26 protein-coding genes, 1 pseudogene and 2 CRISPR repeat arrays are annotated in these 21,734 nt (G+C 36.5%); of the genes and pseudogenes, 17 read left to right on the top strand and 10 right to left on the bottom strand.

Translation table 11 applies throughout. The features are described 5' to 3' along the window. The first annotated feature begins 188 nt into the window (after positions 1-188). From CP948_RS07090 to CP948_RS07080, 4 genes are all read left to right on the top strand, one after another. Positions 189-1,298, top strand: coding sequence for an exodeoxyribonuclease VII large subunit (locus CP948_RS07090; protein WP_096602810.1), 1,110 nt, complete (start codon positions 189-191; stop codon positions 1,296-1,298). Positions 1,299-1,347: 49 nt separating this feature from the next. Further along, positions 1,348-1,470, top strand: coding sequence for a hypothetical protein (locus CP948_RS09015; protein WP_274536694.1), 123 nt, complete (start codon positions 1,348-1,350; stop codon positions 1,468-1,470). Further along, the gene (locus CP948_RS07085; protein ID WP_096602808.1) at positions 1,445-1,903 is read left to right on the top strand and encodes a hypothetical protein; all 459 of its coding nucleotides are present in this window, start codon (positions 1,445-1,447) and stop codon (positions 1,901-1,903) included. The genes CP948_RS09015 and CP948_RS07085 overlap by 26 nt, the downstream gene beginning before the upstream one ends. Before the next feature lie 253 nt (positions 1,904-2,156). Next, on the top strand, positions 2,157-2,423 hold the full coding sequence (locus CP948_RS07080) for a hypothetical protein (protein ID WP_143441278.1): 267 nt from the start codon (positions 2,157-2,159) through the stop codon (positions 2,421-2,423). An 85-nt stretch (positions 2,424-2,508) separates the two neighbouring features. Here the strand turns inward: CP948_RS07080 and CP948_RS07075 are convergent, their stop codons facing one another. Beyond that, a complete protein-coding gene (locus tag CP948_RS07075; RefSeq protein ID WP_096602804.1) occupies positions 2,509-3,048 on the bottom strand; it encodes a hypothetical protein in 540 nt (179 codons plus the stop codon). Positions 3,049-3,131: 83 nt separating this feature from the next. On the opposite strand from CP948_RS07075, the gene CP948_RS07070 reads away from it, so the two are divergent. Beyond that, positions 3,132-4,106: a hypothetical protein gene (locus CP948_RS07070; protein ID WP_096602802.1), complete on the top strand. Its 975-nt coding sequence runs from the start codon at positions 3,132-3,134 to the stop codon at positions 4,104-4,106. A gap of 149 nt (positions 4,107-4,255) precedes the next feature. Beyond that, on the top strand, positions 4,256-4,696 hold the full coding sequence (locus CP948_RS07065; protein WP_180764106.1) for a sigma-70 family RNA polymerase sigma factor: 441 nt from the start codon (positions 4,256-4,258) through the stop codon (positions 4,694-4,696). 29 nt (positions 4,697-4,725) lie between these two features. Here the strand turns inward: CP948_RS07065 and CP948_RS07060 are convergent, their stop codons facing one another. The 3 genes from CP948_RS07060 to CP948_RS07050 all read right to left on the bottom strand — a co-directional run bounded on the left by CP948_RS07060 (position 4,726) and on the right by CP948_RS07050 (position 6,729). After that, positions 4,726-5,292 carry a YgjP-like metallopeptidase domain-containing protein gene (locus CP948_RS07060; RefSeq protein WP_096602798.1) on the bottom strand — a complete coding sequence of 189 codons (567 nt, stop codon included), beginning with the start codon at positions 5,290-5,292 and terminating at the stop codon, positions 4,726-4,728. After that, positions 5,289-5,786, bottom strand: a complete 498-nt coding sequence (locus tag CP948_RS07055; protein ID WP_096602797.1) for a hypothetical protein — start codon at positions 5,784-5,786, stop codon at positions 5,289-5,291. The genes CP948_RS07060 and CP948_RS07055 overlap by 4 nt, the downstream gene beginning before the upstream one ends. A gap of 91 nt (positions 5,787-5,877) precedes the next feature. Beyond that, positions 5,878-6,729 (bottom strand): hypothetical protein, encoded by an 852-nt coding sequence (locus CP948_RS07050; RefSeq protein WP_096602795.1) that lies wholly within the window; start codon positions 6,727-6,729, stop codon positions 5,878-5,880. A 633-nt stretch (positions 6,730-7,362) separates the two neighbouring features. Between CP948_RS07050 and cas6 the strand changes: the two genes are divergently transcribed. The 6 genes and pseudogenes from cas6 to cas2 form a co-directional block, all read left to right on the top strand. After that, positions 7,363-8,103, top strand: coding sequence for a CRISPR-associated endoribonuclease Cas6 (gene cas6, locus CP948_RS07045; RefSeq protein ID WP_096602793.1), 741 nt, complete (start codon positions 7,363-7,365; stop codon positions 8,101-8,103). Then, on the top strand, positions 8,087-9,832 hold the full coding sequence (locus tag CP948_RS07040; protein ID WP_096602791.1) for a TIGR02556 family CRISPR-associated protein: 1,746 nt from the start codon (positions 8,087-8,089) through the stop codon (positions 9,830-9,832). The genes cas6 and CP948_RS07040 overlap by 17 nt, the downstream gene beginning before the upstream one ends. Beyond that, positions 9,780-10,802 (top strand): type I-B CRISPR-associated protein Cas7/Csh2, encoded by a 1,023-nt coding sequence (gene cas7b / locus CP948_RS07035; RefSeq protein ID WP_245810112.1) that lies wholly within the window; start codon positions 9,780-9,782, stop codon positions 10,800-10,802. Before CP948_RS07040 ends, cas7b begins: the two co-directional genes overlap by 53 nt. An 8-nt stretch (positions 10,803-10,810) precedes the next feature. Next, the gene (gene cas5b / locus CP948_RS07030) at positions 10,811-11,563 is read left to right on the top strand and encodes a type I-B CRISPR-associated protein Cas5b (protein ID WP_096602787.1); all 753 of its coding nucleotides are present in this window, start codon (positions 10,811-10,813) and stop codon (positions 11,561-11,563) included. Continuing rightward, positions 11,521-13,800 (top strand): CRISPR-associated helicase/endonuclease Cas3, encoded by a 2,280-nt coding sequence (locus CP948_RS07025; protein ID WP_096602785.1) that lies wholly within the window; start codon positions 11,521-11,523, stop codon positions 13,798-13,800. Before cas5b ends, CP948_RS07025 begins: the two co-directional genes overlap by 43 nt. A 51-nt stretch (positions 13,801-13,851) precedes the next feature. Beyond that, positions 13,852-14,040: pseudogene (gene cas2 / locus CP948_RS07020) on the top strand (CRISPR-associated endonuclease Cas2); the annotation flags it as partial. Positions 14,041-14,298: 258 nt separating this feature from the next. Further along, a CRISPR array of direct repeats spans positions 14,299-14,732; the repeat unit is 30 nt; unit sequence GTTTATTAAGTACCTATAAGGAGTTGAAAC. Between the two features lie 35 nt (positions 14,733-14,767). Here cas2 and CP948_RS07015 read toward each other — a convergent pair. The 4 genes from CP948_RS07015 to CP948_RS07000 all read right to left on the bottom strand — a co-directional run bounded on the left by CP948_RS07015 (position 14,768) and on the right by CP948_RS07000 (position 17,541). Further along, positions 14,768-15,097, bottom strand: coding sequence for a hypothetical protein (locus CP948_RS07015; RefSeq protein ID WP_096602781.1), 330 nt, complete (start codon positions 15,095-15,097; stop codon positions 14,768-14,770). Further along, positions 15,094-15,960, bottom strand: a complete 867-nt coding sequence (locus CP948_RS07010) for a ParM/StbA family protein (RefSeq protein WP_096602779.1) — start codon at positions 15,958-15,960, stop codon at positions 15,094-15,096. The genes CP948_RS07015 and CP948_RS07010 overlap by 4 nt, the downstream gene beginning before the upstream one ends. Before the next feature lie 193 nt (positions 15,961-16,153). Further along, positions 16,154-16,672, bottom strand: coding sequence for a hypothetical protein (locus CP948_RS07005; RefSeq protein WP_096602777.1), 519 nt, complete (start codon positions 16,670-16,672; stop codon positions 16,154-16,156). Then, a complete protein-coding gene (locus CP948_RS07000) occupies positions 16,660-17,541 on the bottom strand; it encodes a tyrosine-type recombinase/integrase (protein WP_096602775.1) in 882 nt (293 codons plus the stop codon). Before CP948_RS07000 ends, CP948_RS07005 begins: the two co-directional genes overlap by 13 nt. Positions 17,542-17,667: 126 nt before the next feature. Between CP948_RS07000 and CP948_RS06995 the strand changes: the two genes are divergently transcribed. From CP948_RS06995 to CP948_RS06985, 3 genes are all read left to right on the top strand, one after another. Beyond that, positions 17,668-17,988, top strand: coding sequence for a hypothetical protein (locus CP948_RS06995; RefSeq protein ID WP_096602773.1), 321 nt, complete (start codon positions 17,668-17,670; stop codon positions 17,986-17,988). A 219-nt stretch (positions 17,989-18,207) separates the two neighbouring features. Beyond that, positions 18,208-18,839: a CRISPR direct-repeat array (repeat unit 30 nt; unit sequence GTTTCAACTCCTTATAGGTACTTAATAAAT). 248 nt (positions 18,840-19,087) lie between these two features. Then, the gene (locus CP948_RS06990) at positions 19,088-19,681 is read left to right on the top strand and encodes a hypothetical protein (RefSeq protein WP_180764105.1); all 594 of its coding nucleotides are present in this window, start codon (positions 19,088-19,090) and stop codon (positions 19,679-19,681) included. Then, the gene (locus tag CP948_RS06985) at positions 19,653-19,871 is read left to right on the top strand and encodes a hypothetical protein (RefSeq protein WP_096602771.1); all 219 of its coding nucleotides are present in this window, start codon (positions 19,653-19,655) and stop codon (positions 19,869-19,871) included. Before CP948_RS06990 ends, CP948_RS06985 begins: the two co-directional genes overlap by 29 nt. Here CP948_RS06985 and CP948_RS06980 read toward each other — a convergent pair. Beyond that, a complete protein-coding gene (locus CP948_RS06980; protein WP_143441277.1) occupies positions 19,861-20,190 on the bottom strand; it encodes a hypothetical protein in 330 nt (109 codons plus the stop codon). The genes CP948_RS06985 and CP948_RS06980 overlap by 11 nt on opposite strands. Next, positions 20,174-20,737, bottom strand: a complete 564-nt coding sequence (locus tag CP948_RS06975) for a DUF6036 family nucleotidyltransferase (RefSeq protein ID WP_096602766.1) — start codon at positions 20,735-20,737, stop codon at positions 20,174-20,176. The genes CP948_RS06980 and CP948_RS06975 overlap by 17 nt, the downstream gene beginning before the upstream one ends. Positions 20,738-20,877: 140 nt before the next feature. On the opposite strand from CP948_RS06975, the gene CP948_RS06970 reads away from it, so the two are divergent. Together CP948_RS06970 and CP948_RS06965 are read left to right on the top strand one after the other, a co-directional pair. Beyond that, positions 20,878-21,171, top strand: coding sequence for a hypothetical protein (locus CP948_RS06970; RefSeq protein ID WP_180764104.1), 294 nt, complete (start codon positions 20,878-20,880; stop codon positions 21,169-21,171). Then, complete coding sequence (locus CP948_RS06965; protein WP_096602762.1) at positions 21,171-21,716, top strand: DUF6036 family nucleotidyltransferase; 546 nt, start codon at positions 21,171-21,173, stop codon at positions 21,714-21,716. The genes CP948_RS06970 and CP948_RS06965 overlap by 1 nt, the downstream gene beginning before the upstream one ends. The last annotated feature ends 18 nt before the right edge of the window (positions 21,717-21,734 follow it).

The following is a 21,734-nucleotide window of genomic DNA, read 5'->3' as shown; positions in this document are numbered from 1 at the left end:
CTATGAACTTTACGATCTGTTTGTGTTTTTTGTTTCTCATTCTAATATTATCTCCCCATTGTGGGGAGCTTTTTTGCTATTTTTTAAACAGTCTCATAGTTTTTAACTCCATTTTTGTGGAAAACTTGATCAGGGAGTTAAAAAGTGCTGTGAAGCACCTCTTATAATTTTACAAAGGAGGGAAAGAGGTGAGCTACCTTACACCAAAGGAGATTTTTGATAGCCTTCAATCAAAACTTGAAAGAGATGTCATTAAAGCGGTAGGCATTCTAAAGCAAGAAAGAGGCTATCTTAAGCTTTCTGATGGAGAACATGCCATTGATCTGAACTTTCCAGAAGAGTTTGATCTACCTCTTGGAGCAAAAATTGAAGTAGAAGGCTTTCTGACCTACTACCTTCACAGGCTTGGGGGAGGCATATATCCACGCTTGAATGTCAAAGCTTTCAAGGTGCTTGAAGATGGGCAGGAAACAAGTCAAAGATTAGAGCTTTTAGAACGCTTAAGGCAGAGTAGAAAAGAGAGAATTCTCATTCACGAGCTTCCTAAGATAGCAAATCCATTGAGGATTGTGGTAATCCATGGACGATCTGCACAAACGCAACAAGACTTTTACAGGGGATTTTTCCAAAGCATTGGAGAGTTCAGAAACAGAGTGGAGTTTTCTTTTATAGAAACCTCTTTGTCAGATGAGGAGTTAGCTCAAACAATCCAAGAGTTAAAAGATCAGGAGTTTGATGCCATCTTTCTTGTAAGAGGAGGAGGTTCTCAGGAGGAACTATCAAAAGTGGGGGGACTGCTAAGTGCCTTGGCTATTCTTGAACTTTCAAAGCCATTTTACATAGCCATTGGACACTCCTTGGATAGAAACCTTAGCCTTTTGGAACTCATAGCAGACCAATCCTTTGATACTCCATCTCTGGCTGGCACATCTCTTGGCAAAGCGGTAAGAGATCACGCACTTATAGAACGACTAATTGAAGAACTTGGACACACAAAGGAAAAACTCATATACCTTGAGAAGCTCAAAGAGGAAAACAACACATTGAAAGAACAACTAATGGAAAAGGAAAGGGAGAGGGAAAAGATTAAGATGGAACTTGAACACTTAAAGGGAGAACTTAAATATCTTGAGAAATTTAAAGAGGCAAACAACACGCTAAGAGAAAAGCTATGGGAAGAGGAAAAAGAGAAGGAAAAGATTAAGATGGAACTCAAAAGTGCAAGGAACTATTTTATGCTTTCTCTTGTGCTTAATGCTATTCTTTTGGTTTTGGTTTTGATTTTGTTGTTTAAGTGAGGTTTAGATATATATTTTTTATTATCAAAGTTCGCTAAGGAGGTAAAAAATGTCTAAGCTTGTAGATTGTGTTATAAAAGAAATAGCGGATTTTATCGAGGAAAACAAGGAAGGGTTTATAGAAATCAAGAATGTAAAAGGGCGAAATGGAAAACCAAAAAAAACAATATAAATGTGAAGGTTGGATGACTACAGGACTTCTCCTTAGATTTCGTAAGATATTTCGTGATCATATTGTAGAACCTGAACCTAAACTTTCTTCAGGAAAAAAAGGAAAAAGAGGAAAAAGGTTTGATTTTTTTATTAAACATGATGGAGAGTGTCTTTGGATAGAAGCTAAAGAAAGATTTAATGGTGGTGGCAATAAAGACTATGTGAAAGATGGTAGTTTAATAGAAGCAATTAATAAATTCATTGAAGCCAACGAGTGTAAAGAACTTTTATTTTTTTCTACATATGACGAGCCTATTCCAAAAGATATAAAAGAGAAAATTAAAAAAGAGGCTATAGAAAGAAAAATACTTTTAGAGATAAAGGAAAAAGAAATTCCGCTTTGTAATAATAAACCTTTGTATTTACATCTTTATATTTTCGAGAAACCCTAATTTCAAATTCAACTATCTCCCAAGAGGAAGAATGCTTTAGTGGTATCAGACGCTTTATCTGAGCTTAGTGGAGGGGCGACCAAGGTCTTGTTAATCAAGGCTTTGGGATTTTTTAAACGCTTATATTCGTTCTGCTTCTTCTTTTACATCTTTACATTTTTAGGTAGGTCATAGCTAATGAAATCTCTATTAACAGAAAATCCGTTATAGCTAACGACTTTACATTTTTACATTTTTCACTATAATGTTTCCTATGAAGAAGAAGAGGATAGTCCTTGATGTGGATAAGGAAATCTATGCAGAGCTTTACAATAGGTTTTTGGTTGGGAATGTAGGCTTCCTTCTGGCTACCCTTCTTGAGGAGTTTCTAAAGCGTAGTGATTTGAGACTAAGTCCAGAACTTAACAGACAATCTGCAAGAAAACTGATAAAGGAAGCGGTTTCTTCTTTGTGTTCTTCTTCCCATGCTTCTGATCCTCAAAAAGAAAAACTTAAAGACTACCTGAATAACTGGTGGTAAGGTTTCCGTTATTCTGATGGCAAGGTGGAAAGGTGTATGGTGGCTAAGGTGGTTGCTATGGGAAGGTAAGAAGGTGGGGGAGTGATTAGATGTTAGTCACTTTTATGATGCTATGGGAAACTTCTATTTTCATTCCCATTCTGTTTCCTATAATGGAATATGCTTCAGGAGAGGGTTCTTTTGAAAGTATTAGAAGGAGGTCAAACAGTTTATTCTTGGACTGAACGTTAGCAAGACTCTCAAGGTCTAATTGGGAATAGCAACGGATAAGTTCATAGGTTAGAAGTCGCACTGCATAGTCTTTGATTAAATACTCTACTTCCTTATCTTTTTCTATAAGTTTCCAACCATATTTGGAAAGGGGCACGCTTGCTAAAATTTCTTCCTGGCTTACCCATTTAAGCTTTGAATACTCTGATAAAAGCACATCTTCAAATAGGTCTTGAGAATACCGACTTATCATCTGCCACTGCCAAGCTCTGGAGAGTATAAGAAATGTGTGTATCAGTCCTTCCTTATCCTTTTCTTCAAGGTCTTTTTCCAGTAATACTGTTGTAAAAGATAAGGAAGGGTGAATGAGTGTTAAGTTTAATTGAGCCAAACAAAAAAGGTCTCTTGTTTTCATCACAAAGCCTCCTCCTACTGTTATTTATACGAGAAAAAAGCAAAGTAGTTAACCTTTTTCTAAGTTCTGGGTATATTAGTAGTATGAAGACACTAAAAGAGCTACAAAGGTTTGCGGAAGAGCTTTCTTCCGCAGATAGACTACTCTGCGATGCTATCGCAGAGGGAACTTACAGGCTTGGAAAGCTTAGCTTTTCCGAGCCTGTTTTGAGTATGGTCAGGTCTGTTCTAAATGACCTTATGGGTCATCAAGAAAGTCCAGACCTGACTATGTTTGAAGGGGAAGACCCTTACAAGTATATGGTTATGAACGCAGGAGAAGAGGAAGAGTTTAAAAAGCTTATGGAAGACAATCCAGAAGTAGTTTTGACAAATCCAGACTTTAAGGAATATGGACGCCTCATAAGAAAGATACACAATAGCCTTACCTTTGCATACTTTACCTTGGCAAGCAGAAGGGACAAAAAGGAAGAAAGGACCTTAGACTTAAACGACAAATATGAGTTGCTTGACTACTTGGCATTTGGATACGATCCAGTCATGACTATGGGCATGGGATATGGCTACTACGAGATGTTTGCCAGAGACAGATACAGACCCTATGAGAGTAAGCTAATAGTGGAAATTCCCTACTGTGAGTTTTTGGCTCACTTCAAACAGGGAAGATACGAGGAGGACTACTTTAGTCCCTTTGGGCTAAGCTCTAAAGAAAGGTCAGAAGAATTTATAAAGGCGATTAACTCACAAAAGGATCTTCCAGAAAAGGTAAAACAAGACCTGATGGAAAAAGCCATTTACTGGGAGTTTTACAAAATCTCTCCTTACGGAGTTGCCATCTTTTACTCCCAAGGAGTACTTTACAACGAAGATGCCTATAAGCCTGCATTGAAGGAAATAGACAGACTAAAGCCTCAGAATAAAGTAGAACACTTGCTTTTAGCAAGGGCATTGGAGAACTTGGGAAGAAATCTCAAAGAAAGGACTTTTCTAAGAGAGGCAAGTAAGCACTACCAGATAGCAGGGAACTTTGTGAAAGCACTTGAGTGTGAGGTGATTTGAGCATATAATATGCATAAGGGATAACGGAGGGGTCTTTTTGGCCCCTTGTCATCTTTATAACTGAATAAGAGATTCTGTCTGTGTTCCTGTTTTTAAGCACTCATTTATAAATGCTCTCTTTTTCTGCAATTCACCGTATAGCCACTCGTGTGGCTATTAAGTATCCCGAGTATATTCGGGATGAGATTTACTCAGCGGCGGTTGAAGGGATAGTCATCGCCCTGAGAAGGTATGACCCTACCAAGGGAGCAAGTATTGAGACCTTTGCGTTGGCTTACGCAAAGGGCTATGCACAGAAGGAGTGGGAAAGGTGGAAGAAGCCTTTTCTCTCCTTAGATTATGAGTACGAGAGTAAGGATGGCACTTTTACACTTGCAGAGCTCTTGGGGAAGGAAGACCCAGAGCTTGCAAGTGTGGAGTACTCTTCTCTCGTTGAGAAGTTAGCCAAGGAGGAAAATGAGAAAAAACTCCTTGAGCTTTTACAAGAGGGCCACGGCATAAAAGAGTGTGCCAAGGCTCTTGGAAAGTCAAGGGTTTGGGTGTGGAAAAAGCTAAAGAAGATCAAAAAAAGATCCCAAGTCCTTATTTGAAGCGTATGCGGGGCAGATGCCCCGTTTCCCTATAACCTTTCTTTTTTCTCTATAGCTACTCTGTACACTTTGATCATATGTATGTGGCGTTCTGCATCAGGGTCCAGCTTCTTAAGGAGCGACTGAAGCTCAGGTCCGTTGTTCTTTACCGCAAGATAGCACATCCCGCAAGCTACTACGTGTCTTATGAGCTCCTCTGGTAGGTATTTTAGGAATTCACTGAATATAAAAAAGTTATCTACACACCTAATCCAACTCTTTCCCATACGCGTTATGCTTATGCCACCAGGCTTGACGCCTAAGGTCTTAGAAAACTCTTCTATATAGGATTCAATTATCTCCCTTAAGTTTTCGTGTTCGTATAGTGGCACACGCTTTGCTTCCTCTTTATACTCCCTTAGCTTCGTGACCACTTGCAAAAGCTTCTCTCCTTGCTCCTTTATAAAGTCTTCAAGGCTAATAGATCCGTCCTTGGGTAGGAAGATATGAAGAGCATGGGTATTTAAGATCACCTCAGGCTTATCGTTAGTGATGTTATCAGTTATAAACTTAAACCCAGCTTCTTCTACTGCTTTTATAAAGTCCTCAACTCTCATATGAACCTCCTCAAGTAATCTTCAATCTTTTCATCGTCCCAACCAGTAGTTTCCTTAAGCCCACGCCTTATCACATTCAAGTACCTTTCGGAAGGTTCGTTACGCTCTTGGTAGTGGCAACCTGTTATAGTCACTATCTTCATACCGTCTATCTCCCCAAGCGTCAGCTTCTTGTGGTAGAAACCCCTACCTTCCTGATCCCAGATACATTCAAACTGACTCTGCTTTATCTTCCACAGTCTAACAACTGTGTGGTACTCTGGGTTAGGCTCTTCTTCACAGCTCAAAAAAGCCACGCCTCTGTTGTCCCACCTTGGAGACCTTTTCGCAAAGTATAGCCTGTAGGGCACAATCCTCCAACCCAAGTCTTCTGGTTCCGTCTTGTCCATGCACCCACTGTATTCCCTGCCCTCAAACTCGCCGCCTTTTATGTAGGCCAAAAACCTCTCTTTGAGAAGGTTTGACCCATAGACTGCGTAAACCAAGTAATCCATGCTTTAACCCTCCTTACTACTATTTATACGGAAAAGCGGGTAAAGAGGTTAACGACTTCTGAAAAACACTTAGCTAAAGACCTCTGGAAATTTAATATCCCAACCTAAGCTTTTTCTTTTTGAGTTTATAAAAGTCTTCTGTCTTCAGTCTTATGGTATCTGCAAAGCTCTTGTGGAAGTTTAATTCTTCGTTTTCAATGTCATATTTAATATCTACTACCAGCTCTTCACTTTGGTTTGGATTACTACCTATATAGTATGCTTTTACCACCTCTATATAACTTTCGGTATTTAGGTCCTCCGCTATCTTCTTTAGCTTAGGATTTTTAGAGATTATCCTTTTGTAAACAGGTTCAGACATATCATAACACTCAAGATAATAATCTTTCTTAGCCTTTGATACTTTGCATGTGTTTAGGTAATCTGTAGCACCTGCTTGTTTTACATACTCTCTAACACGCACAAGTAAAAGTTCTTCGTTTTTGCCAGGAAACTTCAAAAAATAGAACTCCAGATTGCGCTTTGGAGAAATTTTCTCCACTTTGCCGTTTTTTAATATGATGTAAAAGCCAGTGATGCCTTCCGCACCTGTAAAATCATAGGAATCTGCATTAATCAAGACAACTTCTGAACCGTCTCCTAAAAAGTTTCCCTTTATAATCTGCCTTATTCTAATTTCGGCAGGTCTTCCTACAACTTTAACCGTGTCTGCTTTACATACAATATCCTTATCATCAGGATCCTTGAAAATCTTTCTACAGATCCCCATATCTTCAAAAATCTTAGTTTTCTGTTTATCAGTAAGCTCTCTACCCTCTGTAGCTTTTACCACCTCGTATTTGTTTTTTTGTAGATTTGGCAAACTTTCTGCAAATGCGGTTTTTAGCATGAACCATAACAGTACTACCATATAGACTAAAGTTCTTCCTTTTAAATACGCCATAGTCACTCCTCCCATCCTATTTTCAAAGCTATTATAAGATAGAAACCTACCCACTACCTACCTCGCATTTTTAAGCATTCCTTACCAACTTTTAGCTCAGAGGTAAACTAAAATCATATCTCGTGATATCGTGGTGTTTTGCTATAGTGATATCTGGAAATAGTGGAATGGTAGCATTGAAGTATTGGTACATATGAGTTAACTATATCTGAGGGCTTTGATTATGAAAAATAGTTAACAAGCAAGTGTGTATGAGTTAACTATTTAGTAGTGATTTTGAGTGTAAAATAGTTAACTATGGTGGTAGTAGTGTTCGTCTTGATGGTATAACATGCTATGCAGAGTGTTTAATAATTCCCAAAGCATTGTCCTCCAAGACCTTAGTTGCCCCTCCACTCTGAAAAGGAGCTAACCAAGTATTCTTCAGGCAGTTTAGCCTGCCACTTGGGAGTTCCTTCCTTTGGTTTGCCCCATCGTGGATACTTGGCTCACCCTCAAGGCTTTTTAACTAACAAGAAACCAAAATAAATGGAAGATAGTTAAAGATCCCACAAGCTAAGGAAGTAGGCAATCTGTCAGTAGAGAGGAGAAACTTTATCACAAATTTACTCATTTTGGTTTATTTTAACATATATGATACTTAGAATAATCCTCTCTGCAGAAGATAATATACGCCTTCCTAAAAGTTATAACCATTATCTACAAGCCTTTTTCTATAAAAACATGGATCCCATACTTTCCAATTTTCTCCACAACATAGGGTTTGTTTATAACAAAAGAAGGTTTAAGCTATTCACTTTTTCCAAAATAATAGGTAAAATAATCAAAAAGGAAGGAGATTTTATAGTTTTTGATAACAACATCACCGTTTATTTTGCATCGCCTCTGATAGATATAGTTTCCTCTTCTGCGAAAAATCTTATAAAAAATGATGAACTTTTCCTTGTAAATAACAAGCTGTATTTGAATTCTGTAGATGTAATAAAGCCAGAAATCAACCAAGAAGATATTATCGTAAGGTGTCTATCACCTATAACTGTATATACAACTCCTTTGGGACAAAAAAGGTTTCAATATCTCAATCCGTGGGACGAAAAATTCTATCAGATCATCAAAGATAACCTGCTTAAGAAGTATGAAATTATTTATAATACATCCTATAGAGGGGAGCTACAGGTGGAACCTGTAAAGATATGTCAGAAATACAAGAAAAAGGTAGTTTATAGAAAAACATTAATAGAGGCATGGGAAGGATACTACAGGATAAAGGGAAGCAAGGAGATTTTAAAACTTGCCTTGGAAGCAGGCTTAGGGGCAAAAAACCCACAGGGCTTTGGTATGGTGGAGGTAGTAAAAAATGTTGAAAGCTCTTAGAGATATAGGAGAGCTGATTAGAGATATAAGAGAGCTGTATGGATTTTACTACTATGTAAAAGCTGAAAAAGTATTAATTCTGGAGTTTGACAAAGACGGAAATTTTATAAAAGTAGATTTAGAGGAATTTTCAAAAGACAAGCGTTTTTTATATATGTATAAAAGGGCAAAGGGTAAAAATCCTCCGAACTTATCTCCTACACTTTTGTTAAATAGATCCCAGATAGATAAATCTATAGGAAATCTTGAAAAAATTCTCAAGTATTATGAAAATGTTAAAGGAATTCCCAAATTGAAGTTAGATAAAGATAAGATATTGAACGAGATAAAAAATTTAAAGCTTTCCTCGAAAGAGAATATTCTACTGACTATAAAGATAGATGGTAAGTATATAGGAAAAATAAAAGCTTTTAGAAAAACCTTAGGAGATCTTATAAGTCAAGAAGGAAAAGATAGTAAAGGGATAGGTGTATGTTGCGTTTGTCTGCAAGAAAAGGAAGTTAGTGGAGATATATCACCTTTCAAGTTTTATACGATAGACAAACCTGGCTATATAACGGGTGGTTTTCAAGAGAAGATTGCTTACAAAAACTTTCCTCTTTGCTACGATTGTAAAAAATGTATAGAAGTTGGATATCACAAAATAGAAGAAGACCTCAAGTTCAAAATAGGTAAAGTATTGGACTATTACCTTATACCTGAATTTATTCTTGGCAGGGAAAAGATAAAACAGGAAACATTGGATATTCTTTTCAATTCAGAACATCGAAACATAATGCTGAGCAAAAAAGAACATACTAGCCTTATGGATGATGAAAAAGAAATTTTAGACCTTATTACTCAGGAGAAAGACGTTATTACTCTAAACTTTTTATTTTTGAAAGACATTCCCGGAACAAGTAAACAGGAAATACTTCTGCATGTGCAAGATGTTTATCCTTCAAGGTTAAAAGAACTTTTTGATGCCAAAAAGAAAGTTGAGAAATTTTTTAGTTCTGAGAATGACAAGTATAGCTTTACTTACGGAACTATTCATGAGTTTTTCTCAAAAAGTGATCCATCTAAGAAAAAGGAAGACCTAAGAAAATACTTTCTTGAGATAATTGATAAAACTTTCAGAGGTGTAAGAATAGAAGAAAGGTTTATTATACCTTTTCTTTTACAATCTATTAGAAGAAGTATATTAAATGGAGAGGATTATCGAAACACTATAAAAAATGCTTTTGCTGTATTTTTGTTTATAAAGTTATCTACAAAGGAGGTAAGCATGGAGGAGAAACAAGTTAATAGCCTTGAAGAGTTTTTAGACAGCCTGCCTTCCCTTGATACTTCTCTAAAGAAAGGACTTTTTGTTTTGGGTGTGCTTACAGAATCTATTTCACAAATTCAGGCTAAGGAGAGGGGCAATAAACCTTTTCTGAAAAAGTTAAAAGACCTCAAAATGGACCAAATAGATGTTATGGAGTTATTTTCGGAGATAAAATATAAACTTGAAACCTACCAAAAGTTTTACGGTTATAACAAAACACTTTTTGTGATGGCATCCGAATATTTAGCAAAAGCAAGCACTCCTTGGAAGTTAAGCACACAAGAAATAAACTTCTACTTTGCATTAGGCACGGGAATGTTTTATAAAATAAGGCAGTTTATATACAACAACAAAGAGGAGGTAAGCGATGGAGAACAAACAGGAAGCGAACAAGCAAGCACCGATGAAGAACAGGCGTGAAATTTTGTTTATTTATGATGTTTCTTGGGCAAACCCAAACGGAGACCCTGCAGATGAAAATAAGCCAAGAATTGACGAAGGGACACAGATAAACTACGTAACACCTGATAGGCTTAAAAGAACTATAAGAGATCAGCTTGCAGAGATGGGGTATGAAATATTCATAAGGGAAGAAAGAGGAGAAGATGGGAAATTATCGACGAAGGAAGACATCTTTGAGAAGTACGGGAATGACTATGCTAAGATGTTAGAAAATTGTATAGACATCCGGCTTTTTGGTGGGACATTTGCTATCAAGAAGAACAAAAACAAAAGGAAAAAAGGAGAAGAAGAAGAAGATAATCAGGAAGCTTCAGACACCAAAGCGAACTCTTTTACAGGTCCTGTTCAATTTAAATTCGGTAGATCTTTACACAGGGTGAAGATGGAGCTTGTAAAAGGCACAACTGTTTTACCATCTAAAGAAGGAAAAGCTCAAGGGAATATGACAGATCGTTATGTAGTGCCCTACTCTCTTATAGTTTTTTACGGTATAGCCAACGAAAAAGCGGCAGAAGAGACAAAACTAACTGAATCGGATATAGACACTATGCTAAAAGCTATGTGGATTGGGCATAAAGCCTCTACAGATGTGATTTCTTACTCTAAGTTTGGACACAACCCAAGAGTGCTTATAGAGATAATTTACAAAGATTACATAGAAAAAACTCCTACTGAAAAAAATCTTACTCATATAGGAGAACTGGACAAACTGGTAAGGATACAGACAGATAAAAAAGATGAAGAGATAAGGGACATTGAAGAACTCAACATAGACTTTACAAAGCTACAGCAGAAGGTTCAAAGGTATAAGGACAAGATACAAAAGGTTAGATACTGTATAGACGATAGAGTTAAGTTTTTCCCTGCAATAGAAGAAATATTCCAAGGTATTCAAGTAGAAGAGTTTTGTTGGGCAAAGGAGGTTTAAGTCTAAAAGTGAAGGTTTTGGTATTTGATATATTTGGAGATTTTGCGCACTTTAGGAAGTTTTTTACGACTTCCTCTCCTTTGACCTTTCCTTTTCCTCCACCTCCTACCGTAAGAGGCATCATAGGTGCAATTCTTGGCTTTGGAAGAGAAGAATACCTTGAAAAGACTAAGGATTTATATATAGGTATAGGGATACTATCTCCCATAAAAAAGATACGGATGGGACGAAACTTAGTCTTCACCAAAGATAAATCTGAAAACTTTGACCCCACATTAATCTCTTCAAGAAAAGCAGAAGGAGAACCAAGAACTCAAGTAAGAGCGGAATTTGTGAAAGATCCCAAATACCGTATATACGTATCTGGAGAAGAAGAGTTTCTCAATAACCTTAAGGAAATGGTAGAAAATCATAGAACCTACTATACTGTTTCTCTTGGCCTTTCTGAACTTTTAGCGGATTTTAGTTATGTTGGTATATATCAAGGCTACTATCAAGAAGAATCAGAAAAGGCAGATAGTGTTATACCTGTACATGTTGTTGATGAGATCAATATTGAAAGACTTCAAAAAATAGGGAAAGAGAGAATACCAACTTTAATGGATGTAGATAGAACTGTAAGGAAATATGAAGATGTCATATTTAATATGGAAGGTGGCGCTATATACGGAAAGTTTAAGAATCTTTTGAAGCTTGAGAACGGGGAGGTAATACACCTATGGAGAAGTCAGGAATTTACTCCCACCCAAATGTATTCATAGAGGATCACATAAACAGATGTCTTGAACTTTTAGACTTTTATATGGATAAGAATCTTTTTGATGAAAACTTCATAATTTCTGCAAAAGTTTCTACGGCACTACATGACTTCGGAAAATGCACTAGCTACTTTCAGGAATACATAACTGGAAAAAGAAAAAAAACTAAAGAGACTGAACACGCTTTTATTTCTGCAGTTTATACTTTCCACTGTATGAAAAAAATCTTGGAAGATAGAAATTACCTTATTTTTTCATTTATATCTTGCAAAAGACATCACACATCTCCAGATAGTTTTATAGAGGAGTTTCTATTAGATGACGAAAATAAAGAAATGTTATTAAAACAACTCAAAAGCATAGATGAAGAAAAAACGAATATCTTTATAAACAATCTGAACTTACCTGACGATTTAAAAGAGAAAATCAGGCTAAAAAAAGAGGAATTTCAAAAAAAGATTCCAGAATATACTGAAGAGTTTAGAGCACTCAGAAGTTATATAAGAAAAAATCAGTTTGAAATTAAGGATTTTATAAGATTTCAGTATCTTTACTCTCTCATCCTTGACTCTGATAAAACAGAAGCTGGAGCTAAGCCTTTTATACCAAAAAGAGTTGAAGACATACCCTTATTCGTGATTTTTGATTATAAAAAGAGAAAGTTTTCATCTCAAAGAGAAATAGATAAACTCAGAGAATCTGCCTTCCAATATGTTATGAGCAGGGATATAGACATTAACTCAAAAATTTACTCATTGACCTTACCTACTGGTATGGGAAAAACCATTACAGGCTTTGCTTTTGCGCTAAAGTTGAGACAAGAAATTAGAAATAAGAAAGGCATAACACCAAGAATTATATATTCCCTTCCTTTTGTTAGTATCATTGACCAAAATGCTAACATACTAAAAGAGATTTTAAATGTGCAGGAAAGTGGTAGTTTATTTCTTAAACATCATCATCTTTCGGATATAACGTTTGATGAGTTTGAGTTTGGTGTCTCAAGAGTTTTAACGGAAGGTTGGAATTCTGAGATCATCATAACTACTTTTATACAGCTTTTTCATACACTCATATCTTCAAGCAACTCTTTTTCAAGAAGATTTAACAAGCTTGCAAATTCTATAATTTTAATAGATGAAGTTCAAGCACTTCCCTCCAAATATTGGCACTTGCTTAGAGAGTTTATAAAGGAAACTTCCCAAACTCTTGGAACTTATTTCATTTTTATGACCGCAACTCAACCGTATCTGGTGGATAGTGCCATTGAAATAGCTAACAGATACGATTTTATTGATAAACTAAACAGGATAAATGTTTATATTGATTTGAAGGAGAAAACCATTGAAGAGTTTTTAAGTTCCTTAGAATTGAATAAAGAAAAAACATACCTTTTCATAATGAACACTATATCTTCTTCAAGAGAGCTATACAAACTTCTCAAAAAGAAAGTTAAAGAAGATGTGTGTTATCTATCAACCTATGTTCTTCCTTGTGAGAGAGAAAAAAGATTAAAAGAAATAAAAGAGGGTAAATACAGAATTGTTGTAAGTACTCAACTTGTTGAAGCTGGTGTGGATATTGATTTTGATGTGGTTTATAGAGATTTTGCACCTTTAGATGCCCTTAATCAATCTGCAGGAAGGTGCAACAGAAATATGGAAAAACAAGCAGGAGAATTTCACATTGTAAGGTTGGTAGATAAAAAATCACGAGACTTTGCCCATTATATTTATGATTCTGTTTTATTGAATACTACCAGACAGATGTTATATGGCAAAAGTCATCTTTCTGAAAAGGAATTCATATTACTTGTAGAAGACTACTTTCGTGAAGTTTGGAGGAAAATAAGCAAAGATAAATCTAACGAGATACTTGAAGCGGTAAAAAGTTTTAGATTTTCTTCTAACAGGTCTAACAGGAATTCTATAAGAGATTTTAGGCTTATAGAGGAAGAGAAATACAAAAGCGATGTTTTTGTGGAGTTTGACGAAAAAGCCACTGAAGTTTGGAAGAAAGCTAAGGAAATAATAGCAAATCTTAGGAAAAAGAATATAGATGTTTTTGAGGCAAAAGAGGAGTTTGAAAAAATAAAAAGTAGCTTTTATAACTATGTTATTTCTGTAGATGTAAGAGATAACAAACTTTATGAGGATAAAGACCTTAAAATATACTTTGTCAGTAAGGACAAGATAGGGCAATATTACGATAAAGAAACGGGTTTTATTGCTAAAGGGTAGGTGTTTTATGAAATTCTATGAAGATTTTCCTATAAATGGAACTATCTTACATGGGTGCAAAACTCTGTTTTTGAGGGAGAAATAACAGAAGCAAAATTAAGAATTTTGAAAGATGAACTTAAGAAAATTATAGATGATAATTACGATTCTGTATTGATATACAAGTTTAGGACAAAGCAGTATTACGAAAGAGAAGCGTTAGGCATAGAAAAACCTTCTCATGAAGATTTTATAATTTAACAAACCTTTGTTTTTCAAGCGTTCTGTCGATCCTCACTTTTGGCAATCTTTAATTTATCTTTTTATGCCGAATTTTTTTAAAAAATCGCATCTAAACGAAGAATGACAAGCATCTGTCCATCTCCGGGGTTTTTTGTGAGATTGGAGGTCGACAGGAAATTTTTTTCACTTGACACACACATGAGTTTTGTGTATATTATTAGCATAGCCATATGGCTGTAGAACTTGACAACTGAATATGTTTTGCGATCCTTTGGGGTTTATTAAGTGCCTATAAGGAGTTGAAACACTGACTTGGATCTGTGGTCAGAAAAGGATAGATGCTGTTTATTAAGTGCCTATAAGGAGTTGAAACGCGGATATTCCTATAATCTGCATGCTTTCTGGAACCGGGTTTATTAAGTACCTATAAGGAGTTGAAACTCAGTAGCCCACGCATGATAGTTTTTCCAGAGTGAAAGTTTATTAAGTACCTATAAGGAGTTGAAACGCTACCACACCACTGTGAAAGACATTGAGCGTGTATGGTTTATTAAGTACCTATAAGGAGTTGAAACTGCTTCCCACAAGAGAAACCGTTGAGGACACCTTTCCAGTTTATTAAGTACCTATAAGGAGTTGAAACTCGTTCTTCCTGCTCAGGAATGGAGAAAATGGTTGTAGTTTATTAAGTACCTATAAGGAGTTGAACCTCTTGAGCATAGTCAAAAGAAGGGTTTTCAACATTTTACTCCAAAAACTCCTTAATACTTTCCAAGCTCCTTAATCCACCGCTACTTTGATTACTTCTCTCTTCTTGGTTAATCCGCTTTTTATCTTGGTATTCTCTTTTAACTGCCCTCTTTTCCCAGATTTCCTCTACCTTCTCTGTAAAACCTTTGTAGTCTCTTGCTATGACACATTTATATAGTTCCTTCCACTCTTCTTCACTGATGCTACCTAAAAAGTCCTGCAGTAAGAACTCTAATAGTTTTCCTTTCATGCGAGGAGTCAAGACTGAAAACCTTTCAAGAGCAGGCTCTTGTAGATCTATTAAGTGCCTGAGAAGTACCTTCATGGTTCAAACCTTGAATAGCCTCTTGCATTGGAGTATTCAGGTTTATTAGGAATAAGGGCATCTTTTCCAAACAGACTGGCTTCTATCAGGTTAGCTCCACCACCTGCTAATACAAGCTTATCTCTCTCCTCTACTCTACCTGAAAGTTCTGATTTGAGCCTACTTAAAAGAATGTCCACATACTCCTCACAAGCAAGGTCTATGTAAGGTTTCAACTCTACTCTTTCGCTTTCTATGGTAGCATAACCTTTTTCAAAAGCCTCTATTAGTCTTGATTGAGAAAATCCCTGAAGGATAGAAAGAGAGCTTGGTAGTTTCTCTTTGAAAATCTCAATAGCACGAAGAACCCCCAATCCTTCTATAGAACCTATAGCATAGCGTCTCCAAGTAGTCCCTTCTCTTTTGGCAAGTACATAGTCTATCGTGTTGAAGCCAATATCTATAACAAATACCACTTCTCCATCTCTCACATCCTCCGCTATGTCAAGAAGGACACCTACACCTTGCACTAAGACCGCTTTTAAGAAGGATAGTCGGTCTTTAAGCTTGGGACTTTCCTTGTATAGAGCATAATGCTTAGGAGCAAGTCCGCTTACTACATCATCGTTGAGCTGAAACCTGCGCTTTGCATATTCTACTATGACGGGAAAGAACCTAAAAAGAAGTTCTGCATCTGCCAGTTCTATCCTTCTCCTACTATAGCGTGCATCCTCCCCTACCACGTAGGCTCTCCCTTCAAATTCTACGGGCTCTACGCTTTCCATACCGCTCTCATAGTAAGCGATCCAAGTAGGAAACTTACCTACTTCCACTCCGTCCTTTGCTACCTTAGTCCAACCAAACCCCACATCTATACCTATCATAATTACCTCCTGTAAACCTATTATAGCAAAAAGTCAAAATGTCTGCAAGCTAAAAAGTCAAATGGTCAATATGCTAAATAGTCAAAAAGTCCCTATTCTAAACAAGTTTAAGCGTCACAACGCTTTGCTTGTAGTTTATAAGTGGTCAAAAAGTCTTTTAGTCAAACAGTCAATTAGTCAAAAAGCCAATTAGTCAATCTTGTTGGTAGATTAACCATGCCATAAGGAACCTCACCCTTTCTACTCTATCTGTTAGGCTAAGTAAAAAGCGCTCCACATCCTGCCAATCTTCTAAGCCGTACTCTTTAAGTCTTCTTATGTACTCTTTTGGTGAAAAGGTTTTGTGTAATGGGGGATCTAAGCTTTCCTTCTCTGTAGTTATGCTTCTTGGCGTTCCTATGCTTCCTTTAGGTCTTCCTACTGAAACTTGATAGACAGGTAAGAGATCTTCTAAGTGTAGGTCTTCTAAAGCTTCTTTTACCTCTTTGAGCGTGATTTTCCTTTCACGACTTTTGATCTCTACGCTTGGAAAGAAGTATTCAAGTTCAAGCTTAAGTAATCTAACTACCGCCTCCAAAAACAGGCCCACATATGGAAGAGATACCTCTCCAAGCCTTTGCCTGAAGTCCTCTATTAAAGCCTTTAGATCCACATCATAAGGGTCTATTTCTCCACGCTCTACCTTCTTAAGAAGAACTTCTATAGGTTCCATAACTTCAGAATTTCTTGTTCCGTTAGGACTACCGCATAGGTTTCTAAGGTGGTCTGAACTTTTTCATGCCCTGCCCATTGAGCTACTGCGTGTGGAGAAAAGCCCATGGCAAGCATCTTTGAAATCCACGTATATCTAAACTTGTGAGGATACACGCTAAAACCAAGTTCTTTTTCTGCCATCTGACAGAACTTTACCACCGCCCAGTAGTTTAAGATTTTCTCTTTTACGCTTTTGGGATATTTTAGCAAATAGCTCCAAAGAGGCTTACCTTTCCTGCCTAAAAAGAACCTTTTGAAGAAATTCTTCTCATCTTCAGAAAGCATTACCATAGGTACCTCCCTCTGCTTTGAAAACTTACCCTCTCTCACACTTAGAAATAGAACCTCTTTGTCTCCAAGCTTTTTGACTTTTAGGTCTTCTGGCAACAGCGACAAAGCTTCATTTACTCTTAGCCCAGAATGAAGCAAAAGCAGAAAAAAGACTTTGTATATGGGAGGCTTTTTATCGCAGTAAGCAAAAAACCTGTCAAGCTCTTGGTCAGAAAAGATCTCTTTTCTCTTTTTAGCCTTTAGCTTTTTATAGTCCCAGAGCTTTTTAAACGCCCTCTCATCTAACATCACCTGCACTCCGCTATCCTTTAGGAACCTAAGAAAAGCCTTTACTTCCCTTATGGTTTCTTTGATTGTAGAAGGTTTTAGTCCTTTGCTCTCCAAGTATTCGTAGAACTCTTTTACTGTCTGAAAATCCCATATACTCCGCCAGCCAAAGGTTTCAAGATGTTTCATTAAAAACTTTTTAGTCCTTATGGTTTTTTCGTTCCTGACAAGACTCTGAAGATAGCTATCTAAGAACGGTTGATAACTCATAGTCTCATTATACAAAAATTTTTCCAGTTTGGGGTTTCCAAATTGGAAGAGGTTAGTTAACTAACTATAAAGCTTTTTTGTATGATCTTGGTTAAAAACTGACCAAAGCTACGTATAATGTAAGTTATGTCCACGGATTATTTAGCTTACCTTATTTCTTTGTTGAACTCCGCTCTGAAGGAGTTAGAGAAAAGAGAAAGAAAGCTAAACCGAATACTCCATCGTAAAGGCTACACGATAAAGCATATAAAAGGCTATAGCTATGTCTATACATGGTGGAGGGAACAAGGAAAAACCAAGTGGAAGTGCTTAGGAAGAGTGGAACGAATAAACACAAAAGCCTTACATGATGTATCCCCTATTCTTGAAGAGCTTACTAAGATAGAACACTTAAAGGAAGAGGTAGCCAGAAAACTGGAAGAGGTTCTTAGACTTTTTGAGTTTTAACCAATACAATAAGAAGTATGAAAGATGTTAGTTAACATACCTTGGAAGTAGGTAAGTTTGTGCTTTACTTATGGCTATTCAGTTTTTACAAACTTGTCTCTTTCTTCTTATCTCAATGTCTACCTCAAGGGAACTTTCTTTATCTCTTCTGGCATGGCAATACAGATACGAGGCTTTTAGTAAGTTTAAACACTCTAAGGCATCATACATAATAACGCAATTTCAACTCCTTATAGGTACTTAATAAACTCAGTCCTCTCTACTGGGTAGGCATGAAGGAGTGGGTGTTTCAACTCCTTATAGGCACTTAATAAACTGAGAGAATTCAGGGCAGGACTACAGAAAGATGAGGGTTTCAACTCCTTATAGGTACTTAATAAACAAAAAGAGGGGGTATCTCACTTTTTGGAACGAGAAAGCGTTTCAACTCCTTATAGGTACTTAATAAACGGCTTTTTTCAAACGCTTCAAGGAATTTTCTATATGTGGTTTCAACTCCTTATAAGTACTTAATAAACATTATGAGAAGCTTAGACAAGGGACAAATGCAACGGTGTTTCAACTCCTTATAGGTACTTAATAAATAGGACCAAGATACTTCCATCTTTTCCTTCCTTCTTCAGTTTCAACTCCTTATAGGTACTTAATAAATCCTTGCGGACCTTAAAAACTTGTCATACTCTTCCTCGTTTCAACTCCTTATAGGTACTTAATAAATTGCTACAAAGTACAACATCAAAGGAGACCTCTGGTTGTTTCAACTCCTTATAGGTACTTAATAAATTTAGTAGAATGACTGATCCCAACTTTTCAGTGGTTTAGTTTCAACTCCTTATAGGTACTTAATAAATCCCAAAGGATCGCAAAACATATTCAGTTGTCAAGTTCTACAGCCATATGGCTATGTTAATAATATACACAAAACTCATGTGTGTGTCAAGTGGAAAAGAGGCTGTTTGAAAAATCTTAGAACATTGATATAAAGGTGATTTCTTAACATAGCCTTCAAAAGCTCTGAAAGGCGTATCCCTTAATAAAATCTCTCTCAGTAGCTTTCTTTCACATGGGACGGATATAGAAAAGAACTATATTAAACCCAATGACAGAGGAAATTCTTGAAAAGATAAAATATGAAGAAAATGAACTAAAGAAAATACTCTTATTTATGGCTTGGCTCAACAGAAAGCTAAAAGAGAAAGGAATAAAAAAGTTTCCTATTTTAGTAGGTGGTAGTGCAGTAGAACTCTATACTTTTGGTTATTACGTTTCTGGGGATATAGACTTGGTATTTCCTAAGCCTGAGGAGATAAAAAGTATTCTTCTATCCACAGGCCTTTTCAGGTCTGAAGGTAGGATTATGGTTTCGGAAGAGCTTGGACTTTTCGTGGATATACCAGATACTATCCTTGCTGGTAGTTATGAGAAGATAAGAACAATTGAAATTCCTGAACTTTCAGAAAGCATAGTAGTTATAGGTGTAGAGGATTTAATCGTAGATAGACTTAATGCATGCGTGTTTTGGAAAAGTCAGGGGGACTGTGAAATAGCGACCTACTTGTATGAAAAGTATAAAGAGCATATAGATTTAAGTTATTTAATTCAAAGACTAAAAGAGGAGCAGGTGCCTTTGGATAAGGTAGAATTTTTGAAAGGAGAGATAGGAGATGAGCCAAAAGATAGTCCTGAGCCTTAAGGAGATAAAACCTGCATACACACAAGCCAAATTGGAAAGATTACAAAAAGGTTATCCTTTAAAGTTCAAACGCACAAGACCAAGGGAAAAGTTCAAGGAAAGAGAGTTAATCAAGTTTCTTTTGAACATCACACCACCCGCAGAGGATATTCTCTCAGGTAGAGCTTTTTCTAAGCTTTTTAAGGATTAGAGGCGTTAAGGTTAAGGACATAACTGTTTTCATCTCTAAAATCGTAGTTTGCCTTAAGGTAATCTGGCAAGGGAAGTGGAGATTTTTCTATCCATTGCCAGTAGTCTTCTCTGCCGTGTTTTTCTACCACATGCCTTAAAAATTCGTAAAACTCCATGTCCTCTTCAGTGAAGTGAAAAGCATTTTCCAAAACATATGTAGCTACCGCAAGTGCAAACCTAAAGTTCTCTTCTGGAACCTCTATTCCTTTTTCCTTTTGCATGAGCCAAAGGAAAGGTTCAAACCTTAGCTTACGCTCGTGTTCATGGAGATTTGTCAAAGCCTCTGCCTTCATCAAAAGTTTGTCCAAACTTTCTGAGGTAAGCATCTTCAAACACCTCCCATGAAAATCTATATCTTTTTTCGTTTCCTATCCAGTAGGACATTGCCTCAAAGTAAAGTTCCTTTAACTTGTTAAAGTCTATCTGTTTTATCAAATCTGACTCAAGAACATCATTTATATCTTTATCAAACCCTCTACTTATCTTAGAAATTGCTAAATCATAAGGAGATAAAGTCAAAACAAAAACTTGTCCTTCTGCTAAGACTAACTCTAATCTATCTTCGTAATCGGGATGAAGATTAACTAATGCTTCAGATACTACTTGAAAGCCTCTTCTTGTAAGCAAATCCCCTATTCCTCCTAAATAAGGTCTTAGTATTACATCTATATCCTTCGTTCCTCTCTTTAAGTGATACTTGACTATCAAAGAAGCACTACCTACTAATATAAGAAAGATTTTCAGATCCAAGTTGCGTTTTCTGAGTTCTTCGTTGATCTCTTCTGTTATCGCTTTTAGTTTAGCTTCTACTTCCTTCCTATTCATAAGAAAATTTTAATTCCAAGTTTTTAACTCCCTTTGGTTAATTTTGCCGTGAAGGGAGTTAAGAGCACACTCCATTTTGCTATCCTCCTTATATTCTTTAGTGCTTGACATAGAAAGTCTCAGGTGCTATTTTTCTGGATGTGGAAGTAAAGCTAAAGTTGAAAAAACTTTATGGAAAGGATAGGGCAAGTATAGAAGAACTCTTGCAGAGCAGAGCAGGACGCAACCTACTGCCTTACGAGATAGTTTTTAACGACGAGGTAAAGTGGGAGGAGTTTATGGACCAGATTAAGGACTATTACCACAAAGCTTGCGTTATTTACTCAAACTTCAGGTATCTTGTAAAGAGAAAAACTCCCCTGCCTTTAGTTAAGGAAAAGATCTCAGACAGGGATTTGAGAAGATTTTTTGAAGTTTTAAGGGCGATCAATTGATGGACATTATCAGTCTTTTCAAGGAGATAGCAGAGCAAACTGGAAAACCAATAGAAGTTATCATAGTAGGAGCGCAAGCTTTACCTTACTACGGAGTTGAGCTAAGGACTACCATGGACATAGATGCAGAGGTTGTGAAAGGAGACTTAGAGGAGATTTACCTTGAGTTGAAAAAGAGAGGTTTTGAAAGCGACCTTTCTGAAAATGTTAGTAGATGGAGCGTAATCTCCTTACCTGAGGGCTATAGGGATAGAACCATAACAATCTACCAAGATGAAAAGCTTAAGATTAGCGTGCTTAATCCTTACGACTTTATCATAATGAAGTTAAGAAGAGGCACAGAGCAGGACATAGAGGACTGTTTGAGCGTAGCTTTGGCAAACAATTTATCCATGGAAGAGTTGGATAAATATTTTGAGAATGCCATAAGCACATCTATCAAAGATACAGCACTTTTCAACTTTAAGTTAATATACAAACACTTCAGACAAATTCTTTCTGAAAAACTTATAGAAAGGAACCAAGGTCCTGAAAAAAGGCTTTAACTCCTTTTGATCATTTTT

This window comes from Hydrogenobacter hydrogenophilus, assembly GCF_900215655.1.
In the GTDB taxonomy this organism is placed as follows: Bacteria; Aquificota; Aquificia; order Aquificales; family Aquificaceae; genus Hydrogenobacter; species Hydrogenobacter hydrogenophilus.
The sequence above is the reverse complement of the archived record's forward strand: the minus strand, read 5'-3'. Positions and strand labels throughout refer to the sequence as shown.

What these genes read in the sequence shown, in the direction of transcription:
- CP948_RS09015 (WP_274536694.1), top strand. Translation starts at nt 1,348, where the DNA reads ATGTCTAAGCTTGTAGATTGTGTTATAAAAGAAATAGCGGATTTTATC.
- CP948_RS07085 (WP_096602808.1), top strand. Translation starts at nt 1,445, where the DNA reads ATGGAAAACCAAAAAAAACAATATAAATGTGAAGGTTGGATGACTACA.
- CP948_RS07080 (WP_143441278.1), top strand. Translation starts at nt 2,157, where the DNA reads ATGAAGAAGAAGAGGATAGTCCTTGATGTGGATAAGGAAATCTATGCA.
- CP948_RS07075 (WP_096602804.1), bottom strand. Translation starts at nt 3,048, where the DNA reads ATGAAAACAAGAGACCTTTTTTGTTTGGCTCAATTAAACTTAACACTC.
- CP948_RS07070 (WP_096602802.1), top strand. Translation starts at nt 3,132, where the DNA reads ATGAAGACACTAAAAGAGCTACAAAGGTTTGCGGAAGAGCTTTCTTCC.
- CP948_RS07060 (WP_096602798.1), bottom strand. Translation starts at nt 5,292, where the DNA reads ATGAGAGTTGAGGACTTTATAAAAGCAGTAGAAGAAGCTGGGTTTAAG.
- CP948_RS07055 (WP_096602797.1), bottom strand. Translation starts at nt 5,786, where the DNA reads ATGGATTACTTGGTTTACGCAGTCTATGGGTCAAACCTTCTCAAAGAG.
- CP948_RS07050 (WP_096602795.1), bottom strand. Translation starts at nt 6,729, where the DNA reads ATGGCGTATTTAAAAGGAAGAACTTTAGTCTATATGGTAGTACTGTTA.
- cas6 (WP_096602793.1), top strand. Translation starts at nt 7,363, where the DNA reads ATGATACTTAGAATAATCCTCTCTGCAGAAGATAATATACGCCTTCCT.
- CP948_RS07040 (WP_096602791.1), top strand. Translation starts at nt 8,087, where the DNA reads ATGTTGAAAGCTCTTAGAGATATAGGAGAGCTGATTAGAGATATAAGA.
- cas7b (WP_245810112.1), top strand. Translation starts at nt 9,780, where the DNA reads ATGGAGAACAAACAGGAAGCGAACAAGCAAGCACCGATGAAGAACAGG.
- CP948_RS07025 (WP_096602785.1), top strand. Translation starts at nt 11,521, where the DNA reads ATGGAGAAGTCAGGAATTTACTCCCACCCAAATGTATTCATAGAGGAT.
- CP948_RS07015 (WP_096602781.1), bottom strand. Translation starts at nt 15,097, where the DNA reads ATGAAGGTACTTCTCAGGCACTTAATAGATCTACAAGAGCCTGCTCTT.
- CP948_RS07010 (WP_096602779.1), bottom strand. Translation starts at nt 15,960, where the DNA reads ATGATAGGTATAGATGTGGGGTTTGGTTGGACTAAGGTAGCAAAGGAC.
- CP948_RS07005 (WP_096602777.1), bottom strand. Translation starts at nt 16,672, where the DNA reads ATGGAACCTATAGAAGTTCTTCTTAAGAAGGTAGAGCGTGGAGAAATA.
- CP948_RS07000 (WP_096602775.1), bottom strand. Translation starts at nt 17,541, where the DNA reads ATGAGTTATCAACCGTTCTTAGATAGCTATCTTCAGAGTCTTGTCAGG.
- CP948_RS06995 (WP_096602773.1), top strand. Translation starts at nt 17,668, where the DNA reads ATGTCCACGGATTATTTAGCTTACCTTATTTCTTTGTTGAACTCCGCT.
- CP948_RS06990 (WP_180764105.1), top strand. Translation starts at nt 19,088, where the DNA reads ATGACAGAGGAAATTCTTGAAAAGATAAAATATGAAGAAAATGAACTA.
- CP948_RS06985 (WP_096602771.1), top strand. Translation starts at nt 19,653, where the DNA reads ATGAGCCAAAAGATAGTCCTGAGCCTTAAGGAGATAAAACCTGCATAC.
- CP948_RS06975 (WP_096602766.1), bottom strand. Translation starts at nt 20,737, where the DNA reads ATGAATAGGAAGGAAGTAGAAGCTAAACTAAAAGCGATAACAGAAGAG.
- CP948_RS06965 (WP_096602762.1), top strand. Translation starts at nt 21,171, where the DNA reads ATGGACATTATCAGTCTTTTCAAGGAGATAGCAGAGCAAACTGGAAAA.